Here is a 25,872-nt window from a genome sequence, read left to right on the forward strand (position 1 = left end):
GACATGTCTCGCGGTACATACGTCCCATGCATCACTCAAGGGAATCTTCCTTCGATCCGAAGAATAGACATAGGAGGATCCTTTCCTGCATTCGATGGCGATGCACGGGCACCATGATTTGGGGATGGTGGCACTCTCCGTTTTGATCGCGATGGTCTCCGCCTACGCGACGCTGGATCTGGCCGGCCGTATCACGGCCGCCCGTAGCCGAGTGCGCGTGTACTGGCTGGTGGGCGGCGCGACGTCAATGGGGACGGGCATCTGGTCGATGCACTACATCGGCATGCTGGCCTTCAGCCTGCCTATGAAGGTCTACTACGATCTACCGATCGTGTTGGCGTCTTTGCTGGTGGCCATGCTGGCCAGCCTGATCGCGCTGTACACCATCAGCAGAAAGAGTCTCAGAAGGTGGCAGACGGTCACGGCTAGCTTTTTTACGGGATGCGGCATCTCGGTGATGCACTACATCGGGATGGCCGCGATGCGGCTGCCCGCACGCGCGCAGTACGATCCCACGATTGTGGCGGCTTCGGTGGTGATCGCGGTGGTGATTTCTTATGTCGCGTTAATCCTATCTGTTCGAGTTCGCGAAGAGACGGAGGCCAGCCAGCGCAAAGTGCTCAGCGCGCTGCTTATGGGGAGTGCGATTCCCATCATGCACTACACGGGCATGTGGGCGGTGACATTTGTCCCTACCGGCGAAACCGTGGACCTCTCGTACGCCGTGAGTATCTCTTCGCTCGGAGTGGCGGCGATCAGCACGATCAGCGTGCTCGTGCTCCTGGTTGCAATTGGGACATCGTTTTTGGACCGACTGGTGGCGGCACAGCGGGCAGTTGTCGAAATCGCGCGGCAACAGGAGGTCCACTTCCGGACACTGGCAGAAGCGATTCCGCAGATTGTGTGGACGGCGAGACCCGATGGGCGTCCGGACTTCTTTAACAAGCGGTGGTACGACTACACCGGAGGAATCGAGCCAACGGATGAAAGCGTGTGGTGGAGCGTGTTGCATCCGGATGACGTAGCGTTCACAAAGGCAACATGGGAATTGGCCGCCCAACAAGGCACTCCGTATGAAGTGCAGCATCGCTTTCTTCGGGCGAGCGATCAAACCTACCGCTGGCACCTGGGCCGCGCACAGGCGGTGCGCGACGCACAGGGAACTATCGTGAAGTGGTTTGGCACCTGCACTGACATCGACGACCAGAAGCGGAATCAGGAGAGTCTCGAAGAGCAGGTGCGGCAAAGGACCGCAGCGCTGGTCGAGGCAAATGTTCATCTGACGAACGAAATGCGCGACCGGGCCAGTGCGCAACGAGAGATGAATCTGCAGACGGAGGGCCTGGTCAAGGAGTTGACCGAGCGTTCGCGCAAGGCGGAGTTACTGGCCAGGATGGGAGAACTGCTGCAAAGTGGTACCAACCAGACCGAGGCCTTTGGCATTGTTACGGGATATGCTCCCCGAATCTTCCCGGGCTGGCGAGGCGCGGTGATTTTGCTGGACGCCTCCAAGAATTTGCTGGAGCTGACCGGCAGTTGGGGGGATTGCAATCTTGTGTCAAAAACGTTCGAGCCCAATGGCTGTTGGGCCTTGCGCACCGGGCATCGCTATATGGTCGAAGCCGGAGACCGCAGCGCTCCCTGCGCTCATGCCGGAAGTGTCTCCGATTCCTATGTGTGTGTGCCGGTGCTGGCGCATGGAGAGGCGCTGGGGATCATCCACTTTCAAATCCCGGCGGGGCAACGCGGATTCTCAGAATCAGAAATTTCGCTGATCGGTGCTTTCTCGGAGCAGATCGGTCTTTCCATTGCGAATATCCGCTTGCGCGAGGCCTTGCGGAGTCAATCCATCCGCGATTCTCTTACGGGCCTCTTTAACCGGCGCTATCTCGAGGAAACGTTCGACCGGGAGATCCATCGCGTTCTGCGGTCGAAGCAGCCTCTGGGACTCATGATGCTGGACTTGGATCACTTCAAGAAATTCAACGACACATTTGGCCATGATGCCGGAGATGCCGTTCTGCAAGAAACGGGCGCGCTGTTTGCGAGCAAGATCAGAGGCGAAGACATTGCCTGCCGCTACGGTGGAGAGGAGTTTGTCCTGATTCTGCCCAATGCGGATCTGGCGAATACCTGCAAGCGGGCAGAGGAATTGCGAGCGGACGCGAAGAATTTGCACGTCATGTACAACGGCCAGGCGCTGGGCGAAATCACGATTTCGATCGGCGTGGCGTGTTATCCCATTCATGGTGCGACTGCACAAGAGCTGTTCGCGTCCGCGGATGCCGCCCTGTATCAGGCAAAAAGAGCGGGCCGCGATCGGGTAGCGATCGGCAAGAATATCAATGAAGAAGCAATCTCTGCTGCTGGCGGTGTGATCTAGCTCAGCAGTTCAAGCGCAGCAACCTCCCATGGAAGTGAATGGCTTGTCGGAAAGGCCAGCACCACGCTTATAAGATGTCTCTACTAGGCGGTACCAATGAGAAGGGGACTCGCATGGCGGAGATTTCTATTCGGGCGGCGGAGCTGTCTGACCTGGCCAGGCTCAACGAGATCTACAACTATTACGTAGTGAATACTCCGGTAACGTTTGATATCGAACCCTACACGGTCGAACGTCGCGGGGTTTGGTTCGCGCAGTTTGGCGCATCGGGCCGGCATCGGCTACTAGTGGCTGAAGGCGAAGCCGGCGTGATGGGATATGCCGGGACGATGCGGTTTCGTCCGAAGGCGTCCTATGACACGACTGTCGAAACGACCATCTATTGTGCGCCGGAAGCGGTAGGGCAGTGCATTGGGAAACGCCTGTACAACGGGCTGTTTGAAGCGCTGCGCGGCGAAGATGTCCATCGCTTTGTGGCCGGCTTTACGATGCCGAACGCGGCCACGGCGGCGCTCCATGCGCGGCTTGGATTCAAAGAGGTGGGTGTGTTTTCCGAGGTGGGGAGAAAGTTTGGAAAGTATTGGGACGTGTGTTGGATGGAGAGAGCGGGGTGAACGCAAAGAAGATCTTGCGGGGAGGGCTATCTCTCAGTCGCGACCGTTGAATATCCGTGCCGCGAGGCGAGCTATAGAGTGGTGGACCGGGCAAGCGTTGAACTTGCACCTTCGGACGAAATTTCTGGGACGCGGGTAAATATTCCGACGTGCTCCATTACACTACCGGCCCTAGCATCGGCAGCGGATACGAAACGAGATACCCACTACCTTCACCTGAATCAGAGTAACTTCGAGTCTGGCCACTGCACAGTATCAACCGATATTCCCCTAGGGCGTCTTACTCCTCGATGGAGGGTTTGCCGGACTCGAGAGCACGACTTCGATGCCGGAACCGTGACGCTGAGCCGAGAGGAGAGTCCGCACAAACAAGTAGGCGCTCGTGTGTGACAATGCGGAGTCGAGCAGGAACGATTGGCAGACGCAAATCCAAATCGGGGGCCTTCGCTGGCGGAGCTCGCATTCGTCTTTCTGAAACTTGGGACGATTGCTTTTGGAGGGCCGGCCGCGCACATCGCGATGATGGAAGAGAAGTTCGTGCGCCGGAGGAAGTGGCTCAGCGAGACGGAATTTCTTGATCGACTGGCAGCGGCAAACCTGATTCCGGGACCGAGTTCGACGGAGCTAGGGATCTTTGTGGGCCATCTGAAGCGAGGCTGGCGTGGACTGATCGTGGCCGGTTGCTGCTTTATTATTCCGGCGGCAGTTCTGGTTTCGATGATCGCCTGGGCCTATGTGCGTTTCGGCGCGCTACCGCCGGTCGAGGCGATCCTTTACGCCATTAAGCCCGTTGTCGCCGCCATTATCGTGCAAGCGCTTTGGAAGTTTGCGCGCACGGGAGTGCGGACGCTTTTCCTTGGGCTCGTTGCTGCCATGGCCGTAATCGCCAGCCTGCTGGGAGTGAGTCCGATTCTCATTTTGATGGTTGCGGGAATTGTTTCGAGTGCGGCTTTTGCGGTAAAGGGGCAATCGGGAAAGGTGTCCCTGGTGGGACTTCCGAAAGTGCTCGCGGTATCCGCAAGCGCTGTTGCCGCTGGTGTTGCGATCCCAGTGAGCTTGATGCGGCTATTCCTTTCCTTTCTGAAAATCGGCTCGGTCGTTTTTGGCAGCGGGTATGTCCTGCTGGCGTTCCTGCGTTCGGAGTTTGTGGAACGCCTCCATTGGCTTACCGAGCGGCAGTTGATCGATGCGGTGGCGGTCGGACAATTCACTCCCGGACCACTATTCACCACGGCAACGTTCATCGGATATATCGTGGCGGGATGGCGAGGGGCGTTCGTGGCGACGGTCGGAATCTTTGTCCCGGGATTCCTGTTGGTGGCGATGGCGGGTCCGTTGATCCCGAAACTCCGGCGAGCGCCGATGGTCGCCGCTGCATTGGACGGAGTGGTGGCGGCATCGATCGCACTGATGGCGGTGGTAACGTGGCAGTTGGGTAAAGCAGCGCTGGTGGATCGAATTACAATGGCGATCTTTGTGGTCAGCGTTATCGCATTGCTGCGCTTTCGCGTAAATTCGGCGGTGCTGGTGGTCGCGGCGGGTGGGCTGGGATGGACATTGCAGGCTTTGCGATAAGTCTGGCGAGGTGATGACGTTTGGTCGTTCTGCTGATGGGTGTGTCGGGTTCGGGGAAGACGACAGTGGGGAAACTGCTGGCGTCCCAACTCGGATGGGAGTTTGCCGATGGCGACGACTATCATTCAGCAGCGAATGTCGAGAAGATGCGCAGTGGAATTCCGCTCACCGACGAAGATCGAGAACCCTGGCTGAAGAGTCTGCGAGGCTTGATCGTGGGCTGGATCGATTCGAAGGCGAATGCAATTTTAGCTTGCTCGGCATTGAAGGAAGCATATCGCGAGGAATTGGTGGCCAAGCCGGAAGTGCGAGTAGTGTATTTGAAAGCGGATCGCGCTCTGCTGCGGGAGAGACTGCACGAGCGGCAGGGGCACTACATGAAGGAGTCGATGCTGGAGAGTCAGATCGCGTCGCTGGAAGAACCGCAGGATGCGCTGGTGGTGAATGCTGACCGCACGATCGAAGAGATGGTGACGGAGATTCGAAGAAGCCTTTAACCGCAAAGCTCACAAAGAATCCGCAAAAGGACGCGGAGAACGCCAAGATTTTCAACCACAGGAGACACAGAGATCACAGGGGAAGTCAAAGTCGGGGGCACGATGGAGGAGGAGGTGGTCCGCAAGCTTACGTTGCGGCTGGTGCCATTTCTTTTCGTGCTGTACATCGTTGCGTATCTGGACCGAATCAACGTGGGGTTTGCCGCACTCCAGATGCAACAACAGCTTTCGTTTACGGATTCGGTATATGGCCTGGGCGCGGGAATGTTTTTTGCAGGATATTTCTGCTTCCAGGTGCCCAGCAACTTGATGCTGGAAAAAGTTGGAGCGCGGCGCTGGATTGCATTGCTGATGATGGTGTGGGGCGTGATTTCGGCGTCGATGATTTTCGTGAGTGGTCCGCGCAGTTTTTATGCGCTGCGGTTTCTACTGGGCGCTGCGGAGGCAGGATTTTTTCCAGGAGTCATTTTCTATTTACGGACGTGGTTTCCTGCCCAAGCGCGGGCGAGGACGGTGGCCAGATTCATGACGGCTGCGCCGCTGTCGGGAGTTCTGGGCGGACCGGTGTCGGGAGCGTTGCTGGGCTTGCACCTGAAGGCGGGGCTGGCGGGATGGCAGTGGATGTTCCTCATGGAAGGGATTCCGGCAGTGTTGCTAGGAGGCGTGGTGCTGGCGTACCTGGTGGATCGTCCCGAGCGGGCGGCCTGGCTTCCAGAGGAACAGCGGGAATGGCTATTACACACCCTGCAAGAGGAACGGCAGGTTGTCGCGGCCGCCACTGGGACGTTCAGTGCTCTGAAGATCGGCCGCATATGGATGCTGGCGATGGTGTACTTCGGGCTGAATACGGTTTCGTACGGTGTGAGCTTGTGGCTGCCCAAAATGATCAAGGGAGTCTCGTCCGTGAGCAATTTCAAGGTGGGGCTGTTGTCGGCGATTCCTTATATTGCGGCGGCGCTGGCCATGGTCGCGGTCGGAGTGCACTCGGACCGCTCGGGAGAGCGACGGTGGCACACGGCTTTGCCTGCGTTTGCGGGGGCAATCGCATTGGTTGGGGCGGCGTTCTCTACTTCAGTGGGGCCGTCGATTGTGCTTCTTAGCATCGCCGTGCTGGGAGTGTTTTCGATGATGGGGCCGTTCTGGTCGATGCCGACGAGTTTGTTGTCCGGCACGGCAGCAGCGGCGGGAATCGCGTTCATCAATTCGATTGGCAACCTGGGCGGATTCGCCGGGCCCTATGTGATCGGGTTGGTGCGGACTTCGACGGGCCAATTCCGCGGAGGGTTGTTGCTGGTCAGTGCAGCGCTTGCGATCAGCGGAGTCGTGGTTCTGGCGGTCAAACTCGCACCCGTCTCCGTCACGAAACATTGACAAGGAATTTACAAATAGCTGACGTGGTTGTGACAACTGTCTTGTCCATTGCGCAGTAGCATTCGGGCGCTGTCAGGGCGAAGAATTTTCCTCACTTTGCATGGATTCCTAGTGGCCGCGGTTCGACGGCCGAGTTCGTTCATCAAGGAGATTTTTCAATGAATCCTGTAGTCCGCCGCAATCGCCTTATCGCCACGATGCTCGTGATGTCGTTGTTGCTGATGTCCGGCACGGCGCTGGCGCAATATAAGAAGACCAACCTCGTTTCCAACCTTTCCAAGGGCGCTAAGCAGCAGGATGTGCAGTTACAGAATGGCTGGGGCCTGGCATATGCTCCAGGAAATCCTTTCTGGCTGAGTGACGAGTACAGCGGGCTTTCGACGTTGTATGACGGCACGGGAGTGAAGCAAGGCCTGATCGTGACGATTCCGACGGCTTCGGGCACCGGCGTTGGGTCTCCGACGGGAATTGTTTTCAACGGTTCGCAACAGTTCAAGATCAGCAATTGGGTTTCGCTGTTTCTTTTTGTCACGCTCGATGGGACGATCAGCGGATGGTCGCAATTTTCCCCGAGCGCGTCGTTGATCGCGGTCAATAATTCTGGATCAGGCGCGAGCTATACCGGGCTCGCGATTACCAACAAGCCTTCCGGCAACATGATCTATGCGGCCGATTTCAACAACAACAAGGTCGATGTTTACGACGGCACCTTCAAGTTTGTGACCTCTTTTACGGATCACAACCTGCCCGCCGGCTTCGCTCCCGCCAACATTCAGGACATCAATGGGAAGCTCTACGTGGCTTTTGCCGATACCAAGGGCGGGGCTGGTGGATTCATCGACATCTTCGGGGAAGACGGAACGTTCGTGAAGACGCTGATCCAGGGCACTCCTCTGAACCAGCCCTGGGGAATAGCGGTTGCGCCCAGCAACTTTGGTCCGCTCAGCAACACGCTACTGATCGGCAATAACACCAACACCGGGACGATCAATGGCTTCGATTTGAGCACTGGCGCCATGGTTGGAACGATCAAGAACAAAGTGGGCAAACCGATCAAGATCAACCAGTTGTGGGGGATCGAATTCGGCGGCGGCACACCTGCAAATGGAAAGACGAATCAGCTCTTCTATACCGCTGGCCCAAAGAACGGAATCAACGGATTGTTTGGCGTGATTCAGTAATCAACCAGTTAACTTCCGGCCCACCCGATCGGATCTGTATTTGGGTGGGTCATTTTTCTGCTCAATTTCCTTGCACTATTCGCCTTCCGCGTGAAAATGCGTGCTTTTTCCCTGCCATTCATCGTTTTTCAGTCAGACACTCCGCCAAGGAATTTGTGGCGCAAGGCCTCTTTAGGTGGCATAGACTTCTGGACGAGCGCTGGTCGCGCCCCGCGATCGTTGCGGATTGGTTAAAATGGAAGATTCCGCCCTCCCCGTGGAAGGCGTTGTCAGCCGAAAGAACTGCTTGTCCCAGACCAACTCACATCTCGGTCGCCCGGCCGCCCCAGTTTACTGGCGGGTCGAAGGCAGTCTGCTGGAACTGACGACGACTCGTTCCATCGCCTTTTTTGCCTGGAACAGCCAGACTTTTGCTTCACGTGGATTGCGGCGAGGGCTGGTTCTGCTCACGGCGGCGCTGCGGCCAATTCTCTACGCGCTCAATCGAAAGGCAGCCACGCGGATCGTCCACTCGGTGCTGCGGGGGATTACGCGAGACCGGCTCGATCTGCTGGGAGAAGAAGAATTCCAGTACAAGCTGAAGCCGCTCCTGAAGGAAGAAGGAGTGAAGAAACTCAAGGCGCTGCAGGATACGGGCGCCGAAGTGGTGCTGGTGAGCCAGGGGCTGGACCATGTGATGCGTCCGCTGGCGCGGCATGTGGGAGTGCGGTGGATCATTTCCAATCGCTTGGAGTTTCGCGATGGCGTGGCAACCGGCAGAGTACTGAGCCCGATTATTCGTCCGCGAGGGTTGTTTGCGCGGATCGCCGAAGCGGGGCCGGACGGACAACAGAGCACGGCACGCTGGGTGCGGGCGCTTGGTCTCCGAGGATTGCGGGCGCTCGAAGGGGCGGCAGTTTCGGCGGATCGGGAAGCGCCGGTGCGATCGCGTCCGATTGTTTATTTTGATGAGACCCGGCATACAGGCCAGCTCTCGGTGCGCAAGGCACTGAGTGGCCGACGCATCCTGCTGATCGGGGTCACGGGATTTATCGGCAAGGTGTGGCTCGCCAATATGCTTCTGGATTTGCCGGAAATCGGGAAATTGTATTTGCTGATCCGGCGTCAGAAGTCGAATCCAGGCCGCGCGCGTTTCGAGAAGATGATCGAGGAGTCGCCGGTTTTCGATCCTCTGTTTGAACGCTACGGCGACCGTCTCGATTCGTTTCTCGCCGACAGAGTGGAAGTTGTGGAAGGCGATGTTTCGCAGCCGGGACTGGGACTGGATCCGGAAGTGGCGGCGCGTCTACAAGGCGAGTTGGATGTCATCGTCAACAGCTCGGGGCTGACCGATTTCAATCCTGACCTGCGGGATGCGTTAGCCGTCAACGTGGACTCGACCTATCACCTGATCGAGTTTATCCGTGGATCGAAACATGCGGCCTTGCTGCACCTCTCCACCTGTTACGTTGCCGGACAGCGCGATGGACGAGTGAGCGAGCGGGTTCGTCTGAACTACACGCCGGCTGGTGTGGCGGACTTTGACGCGGAAAAAGAGTGGCATGCGCTGCACGAGTTTGTGGAATCCGCGGAAGCGCGGGCCGAGGGGCCTGAAGTTACGGAGGAATTGCGGCAGCAGGCGCGTGAAAAAGAACACGCGGCCAAGGATCTGCACGGAGCGGCGCTGGAGAACCAGATTCGTAAGAATCGAGTGCGCTGGCTGAAGAACTACTTGACCGAGGCCGGGATGGCCCGCGCGCGCGAACTAGGCTGGCCGAATACGTACACATTCAGCAAGAGCCTGGCCGAATCGCTGATCGCGAAGCACGGGGCGGGGCTGCCGATCGCCATTGTGCGGCCGGCGATTGTGGAAACGTCGGTATTTAAGCCGTTTCGCGGGTGGAATGAAGGCATCAATACCTCGGCTTCGTTGTCGTATCTGTTGGGAACTTCGTTCCGGCAATTGCCGTCGAACGAACGCAAGCGGCTCGACATTATTCCGGTGGACGCGGTGTGCGCGGGCATGACACTGATAGCAGCAGCGCTGGTTGAACGGCGGCATGATCCGCTGTACCAGTTGGCGACGTCGGTGACCAATCCTTGCGACATGGGCCGGTGTATTGAGTTGACTTCGTTGGGACATCGCAAGCACTACCGGGCGCAAGAAGGTCTGGAGTATTGGCTACGATTGAGGATGGATGCGATTTCGGTTTCCAAGACGCGCTACAAGCGCATGTCGGCGCCGGCGCAGCGGATGATCATCAAGTCTATACAGGCGATCATGTCGCCCCTACCGGTCCGCAAGCCGCTGGCAAAAACGGAGCGCAGCCTGGAGCGGGTTGAAAAGCTGATTGAGTTGTTTGAGCCGTTTATTCTGCACAACGAGCATGATTTTGTCGCGGACAATGTCGAGAAGCTCGCACAGGCATTGGTGCCGGAAGAACGGGCTGCTTTTGGATACGACGCGGCGGCGGTGGACTGGTGGGAATATTGGATCGAAATTCACATCCCGGCTCTGCGGCGGTGGACGTATCCGCTGATTGAAGGGCGTCCACTGGAGGCCAGAGCTCCGCGAAGTCTGCGGGCAGCCGGTGATACAGCGGAGAGCGTCAAGACTGGGACGGGTGCGACGTTGCGGTATTCGTAAACGCAACCACGGACAGTAAGTGATTTCGAAAATAGAAAGAGTTCTTGGTTCAGATGGCCATTTTCCTCACCGGATCTACGGGATATATCGGCGCGCATGTCGCGTCGAATTTGTTGCAGCAGCACGATTCCACGCTGAATCTGCTGGTGCGTGGACAGGATGCGCATGACGCGGAGGTCCGCCTGTGGAACGCCCTCCAGTTGCACATGCCGTTCAAGACTTTCCAGGAATACCTGCAGTCAAAAGTGCGGATCTTCATCGGTGACCTGACGGATCCTCTCTTTGGCATGGAGAAGGACACTTACGAGCGACTGGTACACACGACCGACTCGATTATCCATTGCGCAGCATCGCTGAACCGTAAGTCGGAGAAGAGCTGCCTGAATGTGAACCTGCGCGGCACACTGGAAGTGGCGCAACTGGCGCGGCGTTCGCACTACTATCACGGGCTGCAGCGGTTTTCGAATGTGAGTACGGTCGCCGTGGCAGGGAAGAGGAACCACGAGGTTGTGACGGAAGATCGTTCGATTGAGTGGGAACGCTCGGATTACGATCCGTATGCGCGGACCAAGAAATTCTGCGAGCACATGGTTCGGGAACTTCTGCCCGACGTTCCGCTGACAATTTTTCGTCCGAGCATCGTGCTGGGAGATAGCCGTTATCCGGAGACGACGCAGTTCGATATGGTGCGCTCGTTTGTGTTTCTCGCGGGATTGCCCGTGCTGCCCTTTCGTCCGGATGACAAGATCGATATCGTGAACGTGGATTTTGTGGCGGATGCGATTTCTACCCTTCACATGAAGGCGAATCCCTTGCACGATACCTATCATCTTTCGTCGGGCAATGGCTCGCAGACGTTTCGTGAATTGACGACGGCCTTAGCGGCGGCGCAGTCGAAGCGTGGCCCGATGTTCATGCCAGTCCTGGAAAAGCCGTTCAGCTCGATCGTCAACACGCTGGCGAATCGCAAGGGGCCGATCGGTCATGGTGCGGCGCTCATGAAAGTATTTCTGCCCTATCTGATGTGGAACACGGTCTTCGACAATACTCGCGTGACCACGGAAATGGAACGGAAGCCGGCACCGTTCTCCCAGTACAGTTTCCCCTTGCTGAAATTCAGCCGCGAGCATGATTTCAGCTATCCGTACCAGCCCTGGCCGCAGGGCGTGGGAGGAGCGGCTGCATGATGGACCTGTTCCTTGAGGCCTGGGTGTCGGCCATCATCGAAGGCAAAAAAGTGCAATGGGTGATGGGCAAGGGCCAGCCATGGCAACCGGGCCAGAAGCTCAAGCTATTGTTTGCGGGATATAACGGCACGCGCAACACGGGGTCAGACGTGCGCGTTGAGGAAATGTTGCGGCAGGTACGCCGCATCCTCGGTCCGGAGAACGTCGACCTCAGCATGATGACGTTCAACTTCGATCGCTCCCGCGGATATTTTGATGGAACGTCGCAAGTCCGGCTGCCGGATATCTTCCCACCGTTTTTGGCAAATGAAGTACCCAGGCATCACGGTGTCGTCGCGTGTGAAGGCTCGATGTTCAAGTCGAAATTTGCGAATGCGCTGGCCACGATGATGATCGGGTCGCTCGGAATTGCCGCAGCAGAAAATAAACTATCGGTCGGTTACGGCGCCGAGGCGGGACACATGGATCCGCTGGTCGCCAAGATGTGCGGGCGATATTGCAAGAACTCACTGGTCATCACGCGCAACGAGGAGTCGCGCAAAATTCTACGTGAACTGGGTGTTCCCACCGAACTGGGAACAGACACGGCGTGGACGTTTGAACCACTCGGCGCGGAGTACGGACAGAAGGCGCTGCGCGATGTGGGTTGGGATGGGAAAACGCCGGTGCTGGTGGTGTGCCCGATCAATCCGTTTGAGTGGCCGGTGAAGGCGTCGGTGGCAAAGGCTGCACTGCATAGTGTCACGGGTGCGTATGCCGCGAGCCACTATCGCGGTCCGTATTTTCACAATGCAGGCCCGGAAGCGGATCGTGCTTACGAACATTACTTGAGTTCGATCGCGAAAGCGGTTGCTGCGTTCCGGCAGAAGAAAAATGTCTTCGTCATCATGGTCGCGACGGAACGACTGGATGCTCGTCCTGCCAAGCGCATCTCGGAAATGCTCGGCGGAGTGCCGATTCTGACGTCGGAAGAGTACGACATGTATCAACTCGTCAGCATACTGCGGGCGTGCCACATGATGGTGTCGTCGCGCTATCACGGCATTGTTACGTCGATGCCGGCGCTGGTACCGTCGGCGGGAATCACCATGGACGAGCGTATCCGCAATTTGATGAATGAACGCGGGCATCGCGATTTGCTGATGAATGTGGATGATCCGGACCTGGCCGAGAGAACATTGGCGGCGCTGGAGATCCTGGATCGCGAAGGAGAACGGATTGCCGACGGAATCGCGCGGACAGTCGTGCGCAATCTGAAATTGATGGCGCGCATGGGAGTGTATTTCGAAGAAGAAGTGCAGCGAAGGTATCCGGAGTTTCCGACGCGCAAGGGTGAGTGGAGTTGGGAAGACTATTTGCCGTCGATGAGCGTGGGATTACGGGAGTTGGTGGGGGCGTATTCGTAGGAACATGTTGATGGTTGTTGGTGATTAGTGGCTAGTCGGAACGGGTCCTTCGCTTCGCTCACGATGACAATCCTTAGTTTCGTGATCAATCGCATTTCATGACATTTCTGGAACAGATTTTCGCGAGCCTGGAGAAGAGCGGCGATAGTGTCGTGCTGCAGGAGTTGCGCGATGGACGGACATTGCCGGTTACGGGCCGGCAGTTGATTGACCAGGTAATGGTGGGGCGTGCGTATCTTCGGCGCTTACGGCTGAAGAGAGGCGACCGCTGCGCGTTGCTGGCGCACAACTCAACGCAATGGGTGGCGATGGATCTGGCCATCATGGCGGAGGGTTTGACTGTAGTTCCGCTGTACGCGCGGCAGGCGGCGACCGAGTTGGTGGCGATGATGAAGGATTGTTCGCCATCGTTGATCTGTTGTGGCGATCAGATGCTGGCTGACTCGATCGTGCAGGAGTGGCCGGAAGCGCCTCCGAATTTTTCGATGAGCAAAGTGTTTACGTCGTCGCGGGCTCCTCTTTCCGACGTGGCGCTCACCGTGAAAGATGACGATGCCGTGACGATTATCTATACGTCGGGAACGTCCGGTGAAGCCAAGGGTGTGATGCTGAACGCGGGCAACATCACGCACATGGTTGGATGTACGTCGGGACGGCTGGATCAACTGATGAAACGAGGGGTTGGACAGGATTCCGTGTTTCACTACCTGCCGTTTTGTTTCGCGGGGTCGTGGATCATGCTGCTGACGTGCCTTTTGCGCGGTAGCCGTCTCACGCTGAATACCGATCTGGGCAAGTTAGCGTCGGATATGCGGGCGTCGTCTCCGGAATATTTTTTGAATGTCCCAGCGCTGCTGGAGAGAATGCGCAAGGCGGTCGACGAGCAACTGTGGCAAACGGGCGGCTTTCCGCAAAAGATTTACAGTAAAGCGAAGGGCGCGTGGACGCGGCGGCAGGAAGGGAAGAAGAAATCCGGAGACGGCGTATGGCTGGGAATGGCGCAGCGGTTGGTGTTTCCGACGATCCGAAAAAAAATGATCGGCAACAAGTTGCGCGCTCTGATTTGCGGCTCGGCTCCGTTGAGTGTTGAGACCCAGATGTATTACTCGATGCTGGGAATTTCTGTCCTCCAGGTCTACGGGCTCACGGAGACGACGGCGATCTGCACGATGGACGATCCGAACGTGAAGGTGGTTCCGGGGCGTGTTGGTCCTGCGATCGCGGGTGTTGAGATGGCGCTAGGCGAGAATGAAGAGATTCTCGTACGCGGGCCAAACATTTTTCCGGGATATTGGAATCGTCCGCAGGAGACGGCGAAAGTGCTGCAGGACGGCTGGTTTCACAGCGGTGATCAGGGTGAAGTGGATGCGGCAGGGAACTGGAAGATTATCGGGCGCATCAAGAGCCTGATTATTCTGGGGTCCGGACACAACATCGCACCGGAACCGATTGAAGAGAAAATCCTGGAACATCTGGCGGGCGCAACGCAAGTCGTGCTGGTTGGAAATGCGCGCGGATACCTGGCAGCGCTGGTGACCGGTAAGGTAAGCGGCGAAAATGTACAGGCCGCGCTTGATGTTGTGAATCCGCTCCTGCCGCATTACAAGCAGGTGCGGGCCTTTCATTTGGTGGGCGATCCGTTCACAATTGAAGGCGGATTGCTGACTGCGAATGGAAAGCTGAAGCGCGACTTGATCGCGGAACGATTTCGCAGCGAGATCGACGGCATGTATCGGGCGACGAAAACGGCATGAACGAATTCAAGGGGCAGGCAATTTCGTGGCAGATCGTGAATGGAGCGATTGAGTTGGCGCTCCATCGTGAACCTTGTAACGAGATTGGGTCGGGAACACTGGAAGAGTTGGAAACGTTTGCGGCCGCGCTGCCGAAACTGGCGGGCGATGCGCATGCGTTGATCGTCCATTCCACGATGAAGGCAGGGTTTTCGGCCGGCGCCGACTTGCGCGAACTATATCAAGGCGCGCAGGGGATGGAGAAGGCCGAGGCGGTGCGAGGCGTCCGGGAATTCCTGCGGCGCATTCACGCGGTGATGAACACGCTGGACGCAGCGCCGCTCACGACGATTGCGGCGGTCCACGGTGTGACGTTTGGCGGCGGATTTGAGTTGGCGCTGGTGTGCGACATTATTATTGCGGACCGGATGGCGCGTTTCTGCTTTCCAGAATTGAGATTGGGCCTGATTCCGGGATTCGGCGGGATTCCCCGTCTGAAACGGGATTTGGGGAATGCTGTGGTACGCGACTTGCTGATGACGGGACGTAGTTTCAATGTCATGAAGGCACAACAGATCGGGTTGGTCAGTCAGATCGCTGCCGAAGGCGAGGCGTTACGCCTGGCGCGCGCGACTGCGGCACAGGTCGGAAAATTTGATCGTCGGACTTCGATGGCAGCGAAAGAGTTCATGAAGCCGATCCCGTATGACGAGTTGAAACGCGAAATCGAAATTTTTTGCGACTTGTTTGCACAGCCGGCCGTCGAAGAAGGATTGCGGAAATTCGTGGAGAACGAGGGCGTGCAGCCGTATTTGCCGTAGGATTTGTAAGTGGTAATTTGTAATTGGTAATTTGTAATTGGTAATTTGGGAACTCATGCCAACTACTGACAACACACTCGACGAGATACTCAGCCTGGCTGCGACACATTTCAAAGTGCCGCGGGAAAAGCTCACGCCCGATGGAGACTTCTTCAAGGCGTTGGGCATCGATAGCCTGCAGGCGCTTGATTTGTTGACACGGCTCGAACAGCACTTTCGGATCGAGTTGCCGGACTACGAGTTGCAAGGCGTATCGGATTTCCGCACGCTGGCGAGCCGGATTCAGGCGCGGCTGTAGAGGCGTTCTCCGCCGAGTCCCAGAGACGCATCGAAAAATCGTTGTTTTTTGGGTATCGCCGGTCCATTGCATGACACGGACATAGATTACTTTCTGATAAACTCTGGTGTCTCTCTGTGACTCTGTGTCTTTGTAGTGAGATAACCGTCTGAATGCTTGATCTCCGTCAATATGCCAGCCTGGGTGCGGCGCTGCGTGATGCGCTGGAACGCTGGCCCAATGTTACCTGCCTGATCGAAGCCGATCGCGATCGCGAGAAGGTGCGGCTTACTTATTCGGACTTTAAAGAGATGGCGCGCCCATTGTGCCGCGCGTTGCAGGACGCTGAGTTCAAGGTTGGAGACCGGGCAGCGATCATCATGACGAATCAGTCGAAGTGGCTGATCTCGGCCTATTCCATCTTCTATTGCGGCGGCGTGCTGGTTCCGCTGGATTACAAGCTGACGGCGGTGGAGCAACTGCAGTTGCTGGCGCACTCGAAGGCGCGATTTTTGATCGTCGAATACTACCTGTGGCGGGCGATGACGCAGGCGCCTGAGTTTTCGAAGTTGCCGGCGGAGATCGTACTGGTCACGGAAGCGCCGGCTGGTGCCGATTTGCGAGGAGCGTATCGCTGGGAGGAATTCCGCCGCAAAGGGGAACCGGAATTTGTGGCGCGGCAGCGTGAAGACACGGCGTGCATCGTGTACTCGTCCGGCACTGGTGGGCGGCCCAAAGGGTGCGTGCTCACCCATGACAATTATCTCGAGCAATGCAGAGCGTTAACGAGTTGGTATCCATTCTGGCCGGGTGTGCGGTATCTGAGTATTCTGCCGACGAACCATGCGATCGACTTCATGGTTGGATTCATTGGCCCGTTTGTCTGCGGGGCGTGTGTGGTGCATTTGCGGACGCTGCGTCCGGAGTTTGTGCGCGATGCGTTTGTCCGATACAGAATTACCTATGTGAGCCTGGTTCCGATGGTGCTCAAGAATCTGGAACGGGGACTGCGCGCGAAGTTTGACGAGCTTCCTCCGTCGAAGCGATTTGTTCTGGACCGGTTGATTGGCCTTAACAAGTTGCTGACCAAAGGCCGGGCGCGCGTCGCACTGAGCCGTCGGTTGCTGCCCCAGGTGCATAAGGCATTTGGCGGAGAATTGAAGGCGCTGATTGTGGGTGGCGCGTTTACTGATCCGGGGACGATGCAGTTCTTCTACGATCTTGGCATTCCGGTGACGTGCGGGTACGGACTCACGGAAGCTTGTACTGCCGTGACTCTGAACGATCTGAAACCATTTCGCGCTGACACAGTTGGGAAACCGTTGCCTGGTTCCGAGTTGCGGATTCTTAGTCCTGCAGAGGATGGGATCGGGGAAGTTGCGGTTAAGAGTCGCGCCGTGATGTCGCACTATCTGGAGGATCCGGAACTGACGGCGCAAACGATCGTGGAAGGCTGGCTCCTGACGGGCGATCTGGGGCGGTTCGATGGCAACGGCCATCTTCAACTCTTCGGCCGCAAGAAGAACATGATCGTGACCGAGGGCGGAAAGAATATTTATCCCGAGGACGTGGAATCGGTTTTCGACGGGTTGCCGGTGAAGGAATATTGCATTTTTGCGGCGGGCTATGTATGGCCACAGAAAAAATTGGGCAGCGAAATGCTAGTACTGGTTATTCGCCTGGAACAAGGCCAGCAATTCAGCGAGGCACTGCGGGACGATCTGGCCACGCGCAACCGGCGGCTGGCGGACTACAAGCGCGTGGGTGGATACCTGGTGTGGGAGAAGGACTTTCCGCGGACCGCGTCGATGAAGATCAAACGCGTGGAGTTGGCGGAGACAATTGGGCGTGAGGTTGTGCGCGAGAGCGTGGTGGAGATTTGATCAGGTCAGAGGTGACGGGTTACAGCTCGCAGGAAATGCGGATCAGTTGGAATGATTGCAATCCTGACGCCTGACACCTGTGACCTGTGACCTTCCCTTTTCTAACCATCGTTAATCCGGCGGCGGGGGGCGGCAAGTCACGCAAACTTGTCGGCGCGGCATTGGATCGCCTCCGAGCGGGTGGACTCGCGCTTGAAACTGTTGAAACCCATGCGGAGGGGGATGCGACTCGGATAGCTCGCGACGCGTACGGTCGGGGTTACCGAAAATTCCTCGCGGTGGGTGGGGATGGAACTTCGTACGAGGTCGTCAATGGACTGTTTCCGGACGCGCTAGCCACAAGCAGCGCTGAATCGCACATACCGACGCTGGCATTTTTGCCGTTGGGTACCGGCAATTCTTTTCTGCGCGATTTTGGAGATCAGGGTGTTGAGCACGCGATGCAGGCGCTACTGGCTCGGCGGTCGCAGGCGTGCGACGTTCTGCGATTGACGCATCGCGAGGGCGTCCTGTATTACATCAACCTGCTCAGCGTGGGGTTTGCGGCCGACGTCAATATTTTGCGGTCCCGGCGGTTCAAGAATTCAGGGCAGATGGGATACTTTGCTTCCATCTTCATGGGGCTGGCGCAGTTGAAGCGGCGTCCTTTCCCGGTGCGGGTGGCGGGTGAGAAGGAATTCGATCGGCGCTCGTGCCTCTTTCTGAGTTTTAACAACAGCAAGTTTACCGGCGGCACCATGATGATCGCTCCGACCGCCGCCACTGACGACGGCTTGATTGATTTCGTGCGCTGGGGACCGATCGGTCGCGCGGGGTTGGTCAGGAACCTGAGCACTTTGTATGACGGGACACACGTGCAGCATCCGTTGGCAGAGAGTAAGAAGACACAGCGGGTGGAGTTCGATCTCGATGGCCCGATTGATGTGATGGTGGACGGCGAAGCGCTTACGGTACATTGCGAAGCGATCGATGTTTTGCCGTCGGTATTGCAGGTCGTGGTATAAAAAACCATGTCTGAACAGAGACGAGAGCGGCGAAAAGAGAATGCAGGTATTGCAGAACCCGTGAATTGGGGGAAACGCGCTGCCTACGGGCTGTTGATCGTGGTAGCGTTCGCGGCGGTCTACTACCTGGGCAACCGGCAACAGCACAAATACGACGGGTTCGCCAAATGCCTGACCGATCGTGGAGTCAAGATGTATGGCGCATGGTGGTGTCCACATTGTCAGGAACAGAAGGACAAATTCGGCAAGGCATCTTTTAAGCTCGCTCCGTATGTGGAATGCGGAGTGGAAGGCGACACGAGTATTCGCACGCAGGTCTGCAAAGACGCGGATATCAAACACTATCCCACGTGGCAGTTCCCACCGACGGGCGAGCGAGTGGAGCGCATCTTCGAACTCGATGAGTTAAGCGAGCGAACCGGATGCCCGCTGCCATGAGTTCGGGCATGCCACGGTTGTTCAGCTTGATTGCGATTCTAGCGGTCGTAGGAATCGTGGTTTCCTCTGTCTCGTTGCAGCATCATTACGCCAAATCGAAAACGGCGTACTGCGATATCGGGACAGCGTTCAATTGCGACATTGTGAACCGGAGCGACTACTCGGAACTCATGGGGATCCCGGTGGCGCTGATCGGAATGCTGGGCTATGGCGCGGTACTGGGGCTGGCGACGGTGTATCGGCAGCGGCGCGAAACACCCTTTATGATTTTTGCTGGCGCGTTGGCGGGTCTGGCGTTTGCGCTCTACCTGACCTACATCGAGGGGTATGTGCTGGGCGTGTGGTGCATTCTGTGCCTGAGTTCGTTGGGAGCGATTAGTGGCATCGCAATTGTTTCCGGCACACTTTGGTCCAAGAGTCGGAGCGCCAACTTTTAGTTTGTAATCGACAAACTCTACGGATGCTGGCCTCGTTTTTCCAATCATGGCTTTGATCAAATCCAGAAAATCTGCGCGGACGGTTGCGGCTACTGACGCGCCAGTCATGGCTGGAAATTTGCGCCTGCATGAATTGCGGAGCCGGATTTTCAGGAATACGCGGACGGTGCGGGTGTGGTTGCCTCCGGACTATGACGGCTTGGGTAGGACGCGCTATCCAGTGCTGTACTTGAACGATGGGCAAAATCTATTTGATCCGTCGACGGCCTTCGCGGGAGTGGACTGGGGTGTGGGAGCGACCGCGGAACGGCTGATCAATGCGGATAAGGTTCCGCCGATGATCATCGTCGGCATCGACAACACGGGGAAAGACCGGGTGCGCGAATATATCCCGTACCGATCGCAGGACCCGCGCGTGCTTGGACCCCGGGGAAAGCGCTATCCCGAGTTTCTCCTGCGCGAAGTGATGCCCATGATCGAGAAGTATTATTCCGTCGCCAAGGGACCGGAACATACGGGGCTAGGTGGATCATCTCTCGGTGGGCTGATCACGCTGTACACACAGTTAGCATCCCCGGGAGTCTTTGGGAGGCTGCTGATTGAGAGTCCATCGTTGTGGGTTGCCAACCGGAGGATCCTTGAAGAGTGCAGGAACTTCCGGGATTGGCCCTACCGGATTTATCTTGGGATGGGCACACAGGAAGTCGGAAACCCTGCGAAGGATGAAAGGGTCGTCAACGATGTGCAAGAGTTGCAGAGCATCCTGCTATCCGCGAAGCTGGGCAAGGCGCGCCTGAAAGTGGTGGTGCAAGAAGGGGGCTTGCACAACGAGGCGACCTGGGGCACGCGCTTTGCGGAAGCTCTGTCATTCCTTTTTGGAGCGTGAAGTCGTACTTGCACCCGACTTAGTGACAGATCGCCACTTCGGCTTCGTGATCACACCGACGCGGCCCGATTCTATGACCTCTCGCCGCTCTACGAAGTCGGCGAAAACAAAACAAGCGTCTTCGGCACAATCAGGAAACCGGTTTCCGGATCGGTTTGCTCGAATGTGAAAGCGCCGACACTCCACACGCTGGTGGAATTAGGCACAGCGAAAACGCTCTGGAGTTGTTGTGCGATGCCCTTTGTCGGACTGGCAATGATGCTCCAGTTGTGGCCGTCGAAGTGCTCCACCATGGTTCTCTGCTGCCCGCCGGTTTGACCATTCGCAAAGAATCCCGCCGCATAGAGGTTGGATCCCGAAGTGCCCGACACACTTCTGAGGATGTTGAAGGATCCCGCATTTTCGCTTGGATTCGGGCTAGGGATGACGCTCCATTGATGTCCATCCCAGTGTTCGACGAGGGTAGTGACGGTCTGTGTCCCGGAGTTCGACAGGAAGCCGACAGCGGTAACATCGGTCGCAGAATTCGCTTGCACGCTGCTGAGGACGTTCTGATTCAGGCTGCCCGTCGGGAGTGGATTGGGACTCGGAACGATCGTCCAATTTGCGCCGTCGAAATGCTCGACGAGCGTTTTCACCGGCGTGTTGGGGGCCACCATGTCGCCCACTGCCCAGATGTCGGTCGGGGAATTGCCGGAGATTCCAGCCAGTACGTTGCCGGTGTTGTTGCCGTTGGGGCTGGAGATAACCTTCCAGGATGAGCCGTCCCAATGTTCGATGAGAGTGAGCACCGCACCGTTGGTGGCAGGTTGATAGCCGACGGCGTACACGTCATTCGAGGCAAAGGCCCGAACTCCGGTGAATGCCGCATTGTCGTTGGTGTTAAGGGCAGGGGTTTTCACCTTGCTCCACTTCAGGCCGTCCCAATGCAATGCCATCGGTTTCAGCAATGAAGTGCAGTCAAACATCAGGCCAACCGCCCACACGTCTGAGGAAGAAACCGCCGAGACCGCAGCCAGAAGATTACCGGTGTTGAATCCTTTGCAGGTACCGGTGGACCCCGGATTGGGGCTGGGAACCGTCTTCCATTTCAAGCCATCCCAGTGCTGGATGAGTGTTCGGGACTCATTGAGATTGTTGTCATTCCTGAAGCCCACTGCCCACGCGTCCGTTGATGAAATCGCCGTCACGGCATTCAAGGTGTTGCCGTGCGCGTTGGGACTGGGACTGTTCTGGAGTGAGAAGTTTGCCTGTGCGAGCGAGGTCACGGGATAAAGACAGAGAATGGCCAGGGTGAAATTAATAAAGGGTCCTGACAGGCGCAGTTTGACGAGAGGCGAATTCATAGTTTCTCCAGAGTGGGCTTCACACATCGGTCAACAAACTAAAGGAGCGCCGTGGGGCAAGTTGTCAGCGGAATGTAAAAAGAATGTTGAGAAGTTGTACTGGTGCCAGGCCGGAGCTTGAGTAGAATGACACGGTGAATCAGACAAAGCCAAACGCTGCAACAACGTTGGCCCGCGTGGGGATGTTTACGGGCCTCACAGAGACGGAACTGGCGTTCCTTTCCCAACGCGCGGTACCGCGCAAGTTCTCGGCGGGAGAAGTCGTTTTCGGCGAAGGCGATCCGTGTACCGGCATGTATGTGGTGGAGGCTGGCCACATTCGAATTTTCAAGACCTCCACGGGCGGACGCGAACAGGTATTGAGCATCGATGGGCCGGGCAGTTCGGTGGCGGAGTTGCCGGTATTCGACGGCGGAAACTATCCGGCCTCGGTCTCGGCCGTTGAAGATTCGACACTGCTTTTTATCAGCAAGCAGGACTTCCAATCGCTCTGTCTGACTCATCCTCAGGTTGCGCTCAAAGTGTTGCGGGTTGTGGGGGCACGCTTGCGTAGACTGGTTGGGATCATTGAAGAACTCTCCTTTACGACCGTGCGCCACCGGCTGGCGGGACTTCTGGTTCGGCTTGCGCAGCGCGAAGGGACGAAAGTCTCCGACGGGATCGAAGTCACGCTCCCGGCCAGCAACCAGGAACTTGCATCGCAGATTGGTACTGTCCGAGAACTCGTGTCGCGTAACTTGAGCCGTTTTCAGTCCGAAAAGCTGATCCAGATGGACGGGCGGCGGCTTGTGATTGCAAATCTCAAGGCGCTGGAAGCTGAGCTGGATTCTTCGGACTAGTCCTCGAACCAATCAACCACAAGGGTTGGAGGACAAACCGGCAAACAGTCCTGGGCGGCCTCGCCGCTTCTTTACTCTGTGTGACAAAAGTCATCGTCTGGCGCCGCGGCAGCTCTTACTTTGATGGAGAGCAGCGATTCGCTGTGGGAGAAAAACAATGACTTTGACTGCCACCAAGACCGTTCGTGAGTATGCGATCGAGACACCCCAAACCATCCGCGTGTTTGAAAAGCTTGGGATTGACTACTGCTGTGGAGGGAATCGTCCGCTGACCGAAGCGTGTGCCGCCTCCAACTTGCGCGTTGAAGACGTACTGCAATCGCTGGAGGCAGCGTTAGCGGAGCCGGTTAAGCCAGCGGAGCGCGAACTGCGGGCGGGTTCGCTCGGCGAGTTGATCGCGCACATCGTGCAGACTCACCACACCTACGTACGGCGCGAAATTCCGGAAATCGAGCGTTTGCTGGAGAAAGTACACAGCAAGCACGGCGCAAATCATCCGGAACTGGGGAAGATCCGCAGTGTCTTTCACGGGCTGGGTCAAGAACTTTCCATGCACCTGATGAAAGAAGAATCCGTGCTATTTCCCTATATCGAGCGGATGGAAGAAGCGGTGTTGCAGCACGAACCAATCTTGCCGCCGCCGTTCGGAACGGTAGGCAATCCCGTACGGATGATGGAACAGGAACATGACAGCGCCGGGGGCGCGCTGAAGACAATGCGCGAAGTCAGTCAGGACTACAACCCTCCGTCCGATGCTTGCACGAGTTTCCGGGCGCTCTACACTGCGCTGCAGAACTTCGAGCAGGATCTCCATCAGCACATTCACCTGGAAAATAATGTATTGTTTCCACGCGCACTGGCGATGGAGAGCAGCAAGAGCGTTCCTGAAAGTGTGGCAGTGAATTGATGGCGGGTTTCACTCACGATTCGAAGGAGAAAGAATGAACTACAAGAAACTCTGGGTTGCTCTGACGATCGTAATGGTCGTGTCATTTTCGGTGTTGGGTGGGGTTGGCATAAAGCTGATTCGAAGCGCGCCGCCGATTCCCGCGCAGGTCGTCGGCGACGGCGGCCGCGTAATTTTTAGCGGGGAAACGATCCGCGATGGCCAGAATGTATGGCAGTCAATCGGCGGACAGGAACTGGGCAGCGTTTGGGGGCACGGCGCATACGTTGCTCCCGACTGGACAGCGGATTGGCTGCATCGGGAGTGTGTGTTCATTCTGGATCGCTGGGCGAAGGATGCAGGCGCAGCTTCTTACGCGGCGCTCGCTCCCGAGGCGCAGGCCGGGCTGCGCGAGCGGCTGCAGTCAACCATGCGCCGCAATACTTACGATCCGCAAACTGACCAGATCACAGTTGATCCTGGACAGGCGGAAGCGATCGGCGTGTTGACCGCGTACTACGGAGATATCTTCTTGAACGGACATGACGCGTATGCGATTCCGCGCGGCGCGCTCAAGGATCCCGAAAAAATCCGTCAGCTCGGGGCGTTCTTCTGGTGGACGGCTTGGGCAGCTACCACGAACCGGCCCGGAACCAATGTGAGCTATACGCAGAACTGGCCGCACGAGCCGTTGGTTGACAATGTGCCGACTGGCAATGCGGTGGTGTGGAGTGTGATCAGCTTCGTCCTGCTCCTAGGCGGTATCGGGGGCATGGTGTGGTACTTCGGTTCGCAGGAACGGGAGGTTGCTCACGACCTGCTGCAAGACAAGGACCCGTTGCTGGGAATGAACCCGACGCCTTCACAGCGAGCCACGGTGAAATATTTCTTTGTTGTGGCCGCGCTGTGGGTTGTTCAGGTGGCGCTCGGCGCACTTACGGCGCACTACGGAGTCGAAGGGTCGGGCTTCTATGGCATTCCGCTCGATCGCTGGCTGCCGTACAGCATCACGCGCACGTGGCATCTGCAAATCGGGATTTTCTGGATCGCGACGTCGTGGCTTGCTACCGGCTTGTATGTTGCGCCGGCGGTGAGCGGAGCCGAACCCAAGGGGCAGCGGCTGGGAGTGAATCTGCTCTTTGGCGCGGTGCTGCTGGTGGTCGTCGGATCGCTGGCTGGCGAGTGGCTGGGCATTCAGCAGAGACTCGGCAACCTGTGGTTCTGGTTCGGAGCGCAGGGTTACGAGTATGTGGATCTCGGCCGGTTCTGGCAGATCCTGCTCTTTGTCGGACTGCTGTTCTGGTTATGGCTGATGTGGAGAGGCCTGGCTCTGGCACTGCGCAAGCGTGACAATGCCTATTCGCTGCTGCTGCTCTTCTTGATTTCCGCGATTGCGATTCCATTGTTCTACGCGGCCGGCTTGATGTATGGACAACGCTCTCACCTGGTCACGGCAGAATACTGGCGCTGGTGGGTCGTCCACCTCTGGGTGGAAGGATTCTTCGAAGTGTTTGCCACGGTGGTCATCGCATTTCTGCTGACGAGGTTGAAGCTGCTCTCGTTACAGACTGCGACTCGCGCCACACTTTTTTCCACCGTCGTCTATTTGTCGGGTGGAATCATCGGAACTTTCCATCATCTTTACTTTGCGGGCGCTCCGAATATCGTGCTGGCACTGGGTGCGGTCTTCAGCGCGTTTGAAGTTGTGCCGCTGGTACTGATCGGCTTTGAGGCCTGGGAGAATATCCGCCTGGCTCGTTCCCGTCAGCAACAGGTCTGGGTGGCTGCCTACAAGTGGCCGATCTATTTCTTTGTGGCGGTCGCCTTCTGGAACTTCGTGGGTGCGGGGCTGTTCGGCTTCTTCATCAATCCGCCGATTGCCCTCTACTACATGCAGGGACTGAACACGACGGCTGTCCACGCACACACGGCGCTCTTCGGGGTGTACGGAATGCTGGGGCTCGGTCTGATGTTGTTTTGCCTGCGCGCTTTGCGTCCGGGGAAAGCCTGGAAAAATGGCCCTCTGGCGTTTGCGTTCTGGTCGATCAACATTGGTCTCGCGCTGATGGTTTTGATCAGCGTGCTGCCGATCGGGCTCATGCAAGCGTGGGCCTCGGTCGAGTACGGGACATGGTATGCGCGTTCGTCCGAATTCATGCAGACGTCGCTGATGACCCGGTTGCGTTGGAGCCGCATGTTTGGCGACTCGATCTTCGCGATTGGGGCGCTGGTCCTGGGCTGGTTCGTGCTGGGGCTATGGACTGGACACTCCTACGACGAGCATGGTGGTGAGGTCGCGGAAGGGGACTGGGAAGTGCGGCCTCTGGCAAGTCCGCGGAGTTCCACCGCAGACTAGATCGTCTGATCCTGAAGCAAGGCCCTGCCTTTCGCGGTGTTGGAGCGAGAGGCGGGGCTTTTTTGTGTGAGAGCAACCTCGGTGTCTTCGGTTTTATGATCCCGGCTTGGCGAATGGGCCATGCCT

The 25,872-nt window shown here is 57.3% G+C and carries 21 protein-coding genes and 1 tRNA gene; 20 read left to right on the forward strand and 2 right to left on the reverse strand.

Annotated features, from left to right (window positions below; all coding sequences use genetic code 11):
• The first annotated feature begins 94 nt into the window (after positions 1-94).
• Both HY010_04175 and HY010_04180 read left to right on the forward strand, forming a co-directional pair.
• The gene (locus tag HY010_04175) at positions 95-2,383 is read left to right on the forward strand and encodes a diguanylate cyclase (protein MBI3474904.1); all 2,289 of its coding nucleotides are present in this window, start codon (positions 95-97) and stop codon (positions 2,381-2,383) included.
• A gap of 113 nt (positions 2,384-2,496) precedes the next feature.
• Complete coding sequence (locus HY010_04180) at positions 2,497-2,997, forward strand: N-acetyltransferase (GenBank protein MBI3474905.1); 501 nt, start codon at positions 2,497-2,499, stop codon at positions 2,995-2,997.
• 79 nt (positions 2,998-3,076) lie between these two features.
• Here the strand turns inward: HY010_04180 and HY010_04185 are convergent.
• Positions 3,077-3,169, reverse strand: a tRNA-OTHER gene (locus HY010_04185).
• A 242-nt stretch (positions 3,170-3,411) separates the two neighbouring features.
• Here HY010_04185 and chrA point away from each other — a divergent pair.
• The 15 genes from chrA to HY010_04260 all read left to right on the forward strand — a co-directional run bounded on the left by chrA (position 3,412) and on the right by HY010_04260 (position 20,319).
• Positions 3,412-4,572 (forward strand): chromate efflux transporter, encoded by a 1,161-nt coding sequence (gene chrA, locus HY010_04190; protein ID MBI3474906.1) that lies wholly within the window; start codon positions 3,412-3,414, stop codon positions 4,570-4,572.
• Positions 4,573-4,592: 20 nt separating this feature from the next.
• Positions 4,593-5,069, forward strand: coding sequence for a gluconokinase (locus tag HY010_04195; protein ID MBI3474907.1), 477 nt, complete (start codon positions 4,593-4,595; stop codon positions 5,067-5,069).
• 102 nt (positions 5,070-5,171) lie between these two features.
• A complete protein-coding gene (locus HY010_04200; protein ID MBI3474908.1) occupies positions 5,172-6,440 on the forward strand; it encodes an MFS transporter in 1,269 nt (422 codons plus the stop codon).
• Positions 6,441-6,598: 158 nt separating this feature from the next.
• On the forward strand, positions 6,599-7,621 hold the full coding sequence (locus tag HY010_04205; GenBank protein MBI3474909.1) for a TIGR03118 family protein: 1,023 nt from the start codon (positions 6,599-6,601) through the stop codon (positions 7,619-7,621).
• Between the two features lie 235 nt (positions 7,622-7,856).
• Positions 7,857-10,247, forward strand: a complete 2,391-nt coding sequence (locus HY010_04210; protein MBI3474910.1) for an SDR family oxidoreductase — start codon at positions 7,857-7,859, stop codon at positions 10,245-10,247.
• A 53-nt stretch (positions 10,248-10,300) separates the two neighbouring features.
• Positions 10,301-11,434, forward strand: a complete 1,134-nt coding sequence (locus tag HY010_04215; GenBank protein MBI3474911.1) for an SDR family oxidoreductase — start codon at positions 10,301-10,303, stop codon at positions 11,432-11,434.
• Positions 11,431-12,840, forward strand: a complete 1,410-nt coding sequence (locus HY010_04220; GenBank protein ID MBI3474912.1) for a polysaccharide pyruvyl transferase family protein — start codon at positions 11,431-11,433, stop codon at positions 12,838-12,840. The genes HY010_04215 and HY010_04220 overlap by 4 nt, the downstream gene beginning before the upstream one ends.
• A gap of 98 nt (positions 12,841-12,938) precedes the next feature.
• Complete coding sequence (locus HY010_04225; GenBank protein ID MBI3474913.1) at positions 12,939-14,594, forward strand: AMP-binding protein; 1,656 nt, start codon at positions 12,939-12,941, stop codon at positions 14,592-14,594.
• Positions 14,591-15,394: an enoyl-CoA hydratase/isomerase family protein gene (locus tag HY010_04230; protein ID MBI3474914.1), complete on the forward strand. Its 804-nt coding sequence runs from the start codon at positions 14,591-14,593 to the stop codon at positions 15,392-15,394. Before HY010_04225 ends, HY010_04230 begins: the two co-directional genes overlap by 4 nt.
• Before the next feature lie 55 nt (positions 15,395-15,449).
• On the forward strand, positions 15,450-15,692 hold the full coding sequence (locus HY010_04235) for an acyl carrier protein (protein MBI3474915.1): 243 nt from the start codon (positions 15,450-15,452) through the stop codon (positions 15,690-15,692).
• 152 nt (positions 15,693-15,844) lie between these two features.
• A complete protein-coding gene (locus tag HY010_04240) occupies positions 15,845-17,554 on the forward strand; it encodes an AMP-binding protein (GenBank protein MBI3474916.1) in 1,710 nt (569 codons plus the stop codon).
• Between the two features lie 86 nt (positions 17,555-17,640).
• Positions 17,641-18,558, forward strand: coding sequence for a diacylglycerol kinase family lipid kinase (locus tag HY010_04245; protein ID MBI3474917.1), 918 nt, complete (start codon positions 17,641-17,643; stop codon positions 18,556-18,558).
• Positions 18,559-18,564: 6 nt separating this feature from the next.
• Positions 18,565-18,996, forward strand: a complete 432-nt coding sequence (locus tag HY010_04250) for a hypothetical protein (protein ID MBI3474918.1) — start codon at positions 18,565-18,567, stop codon at positions 18,994-18,996.
• A gap of 8 nt (positions 18,997-19,004) precedes the next feature.
• The gene (locus tag HY010_04255; protein MBI3474919.1) at positions 19,005-19,433 is read left to right on the forward strand and encodes a hypothetical protein; all 429 of its coding nucleotides are present in this window, start codon (positions 19,005-19,007) and stop codon (positions 19,431-19,433) included.
• A gap of 106 nt (positions 19,434-19,539) precedes the next feature.
• Positions 19,540-20,319 carry an esterase family protein gene (locus HY010_04260; protein ID MBI3474920.1) on the forward strand — a complete coding sequence of 260 codons (780 nt, stop codon included), beginning with the start codon at positions 19,540-19,542 and terminating at the stop codon, positions 20,317-20,319.
• A gap of 89 nt (positions 20,320-20,408) precedes the next feature.
• Here HY010_04260 and HY010_04265 read toward each other — a convergent pair whose 3' ends face one another.
• Positions 20,409-21,665 (reverse strand): hypothetical protein, encoded by a 1,257-nt coding sequence (locus HY010_04265; protein MBI3474921.1) that lies wholly within the window; start codon positions 21,663-21,665, stop codon positions 20,409-20,411.
• 182 nt (positions 21,666-21,847) lie between these two features.
• Between HY010_04265 and HY010_04270 the strand changes: the two genes are divergently transcribed.
• The 3 genes from HY010_04270 (at position 21,848) to HY010_04280 (ending at position 25,746) form a co-directional block, all read left to right on the forward strand.
• On the forward strand, positions 21,848-22,504 hold the full coding sequence (locus HY010_04270; GenBank protein MBI3474922.1) for a Crp/Fnr family transcriptional regulator: 657 nt from the start codon (positions 21,848-21,850) through the stop codon (positions 22,502-22,504).
• Positions 22,505-22,661: 157 nt separating this feature from the next.
• Positions 22,662-23,411: an iron-sulfur cluster repair di-iron protein gene (ric, locus tag HY010_04275; GenBank protein MBI3474923.1), complete on the forward strand. Its 750-nt coding sequence runs from the start codon at positions 22,662-22,664 to the stop codon at positions 23,409-23,411.
• A gap of 34 nt (positions 23,412-23,445) precedes the next feature.
• Positions 23,446-25,746 carry a nitric-oxide reductase large subunit gene (locus tag HY010_04280; GenBank protein MBI3474924.1) on the forward strand — a complete coding sequence of 767 codons (2,301 nt, stop codon included), beginning with the start codon at positions 23,446-23,448 and terminating at the stop codon, positions 25,744-25,746.
• The last annotated feature ends 126 nt before the right edge of the window (positions 25,747-25,872 follow it).

The sequence above is a fragment of the Acidobacteriota bacterium genome, from assembly GCA_016196065.1.
GTDB lineage: Bacteria > Acidobacteriota > Terriglobia > Terriglobales > Acidobacteriaceae > Acidiflorens.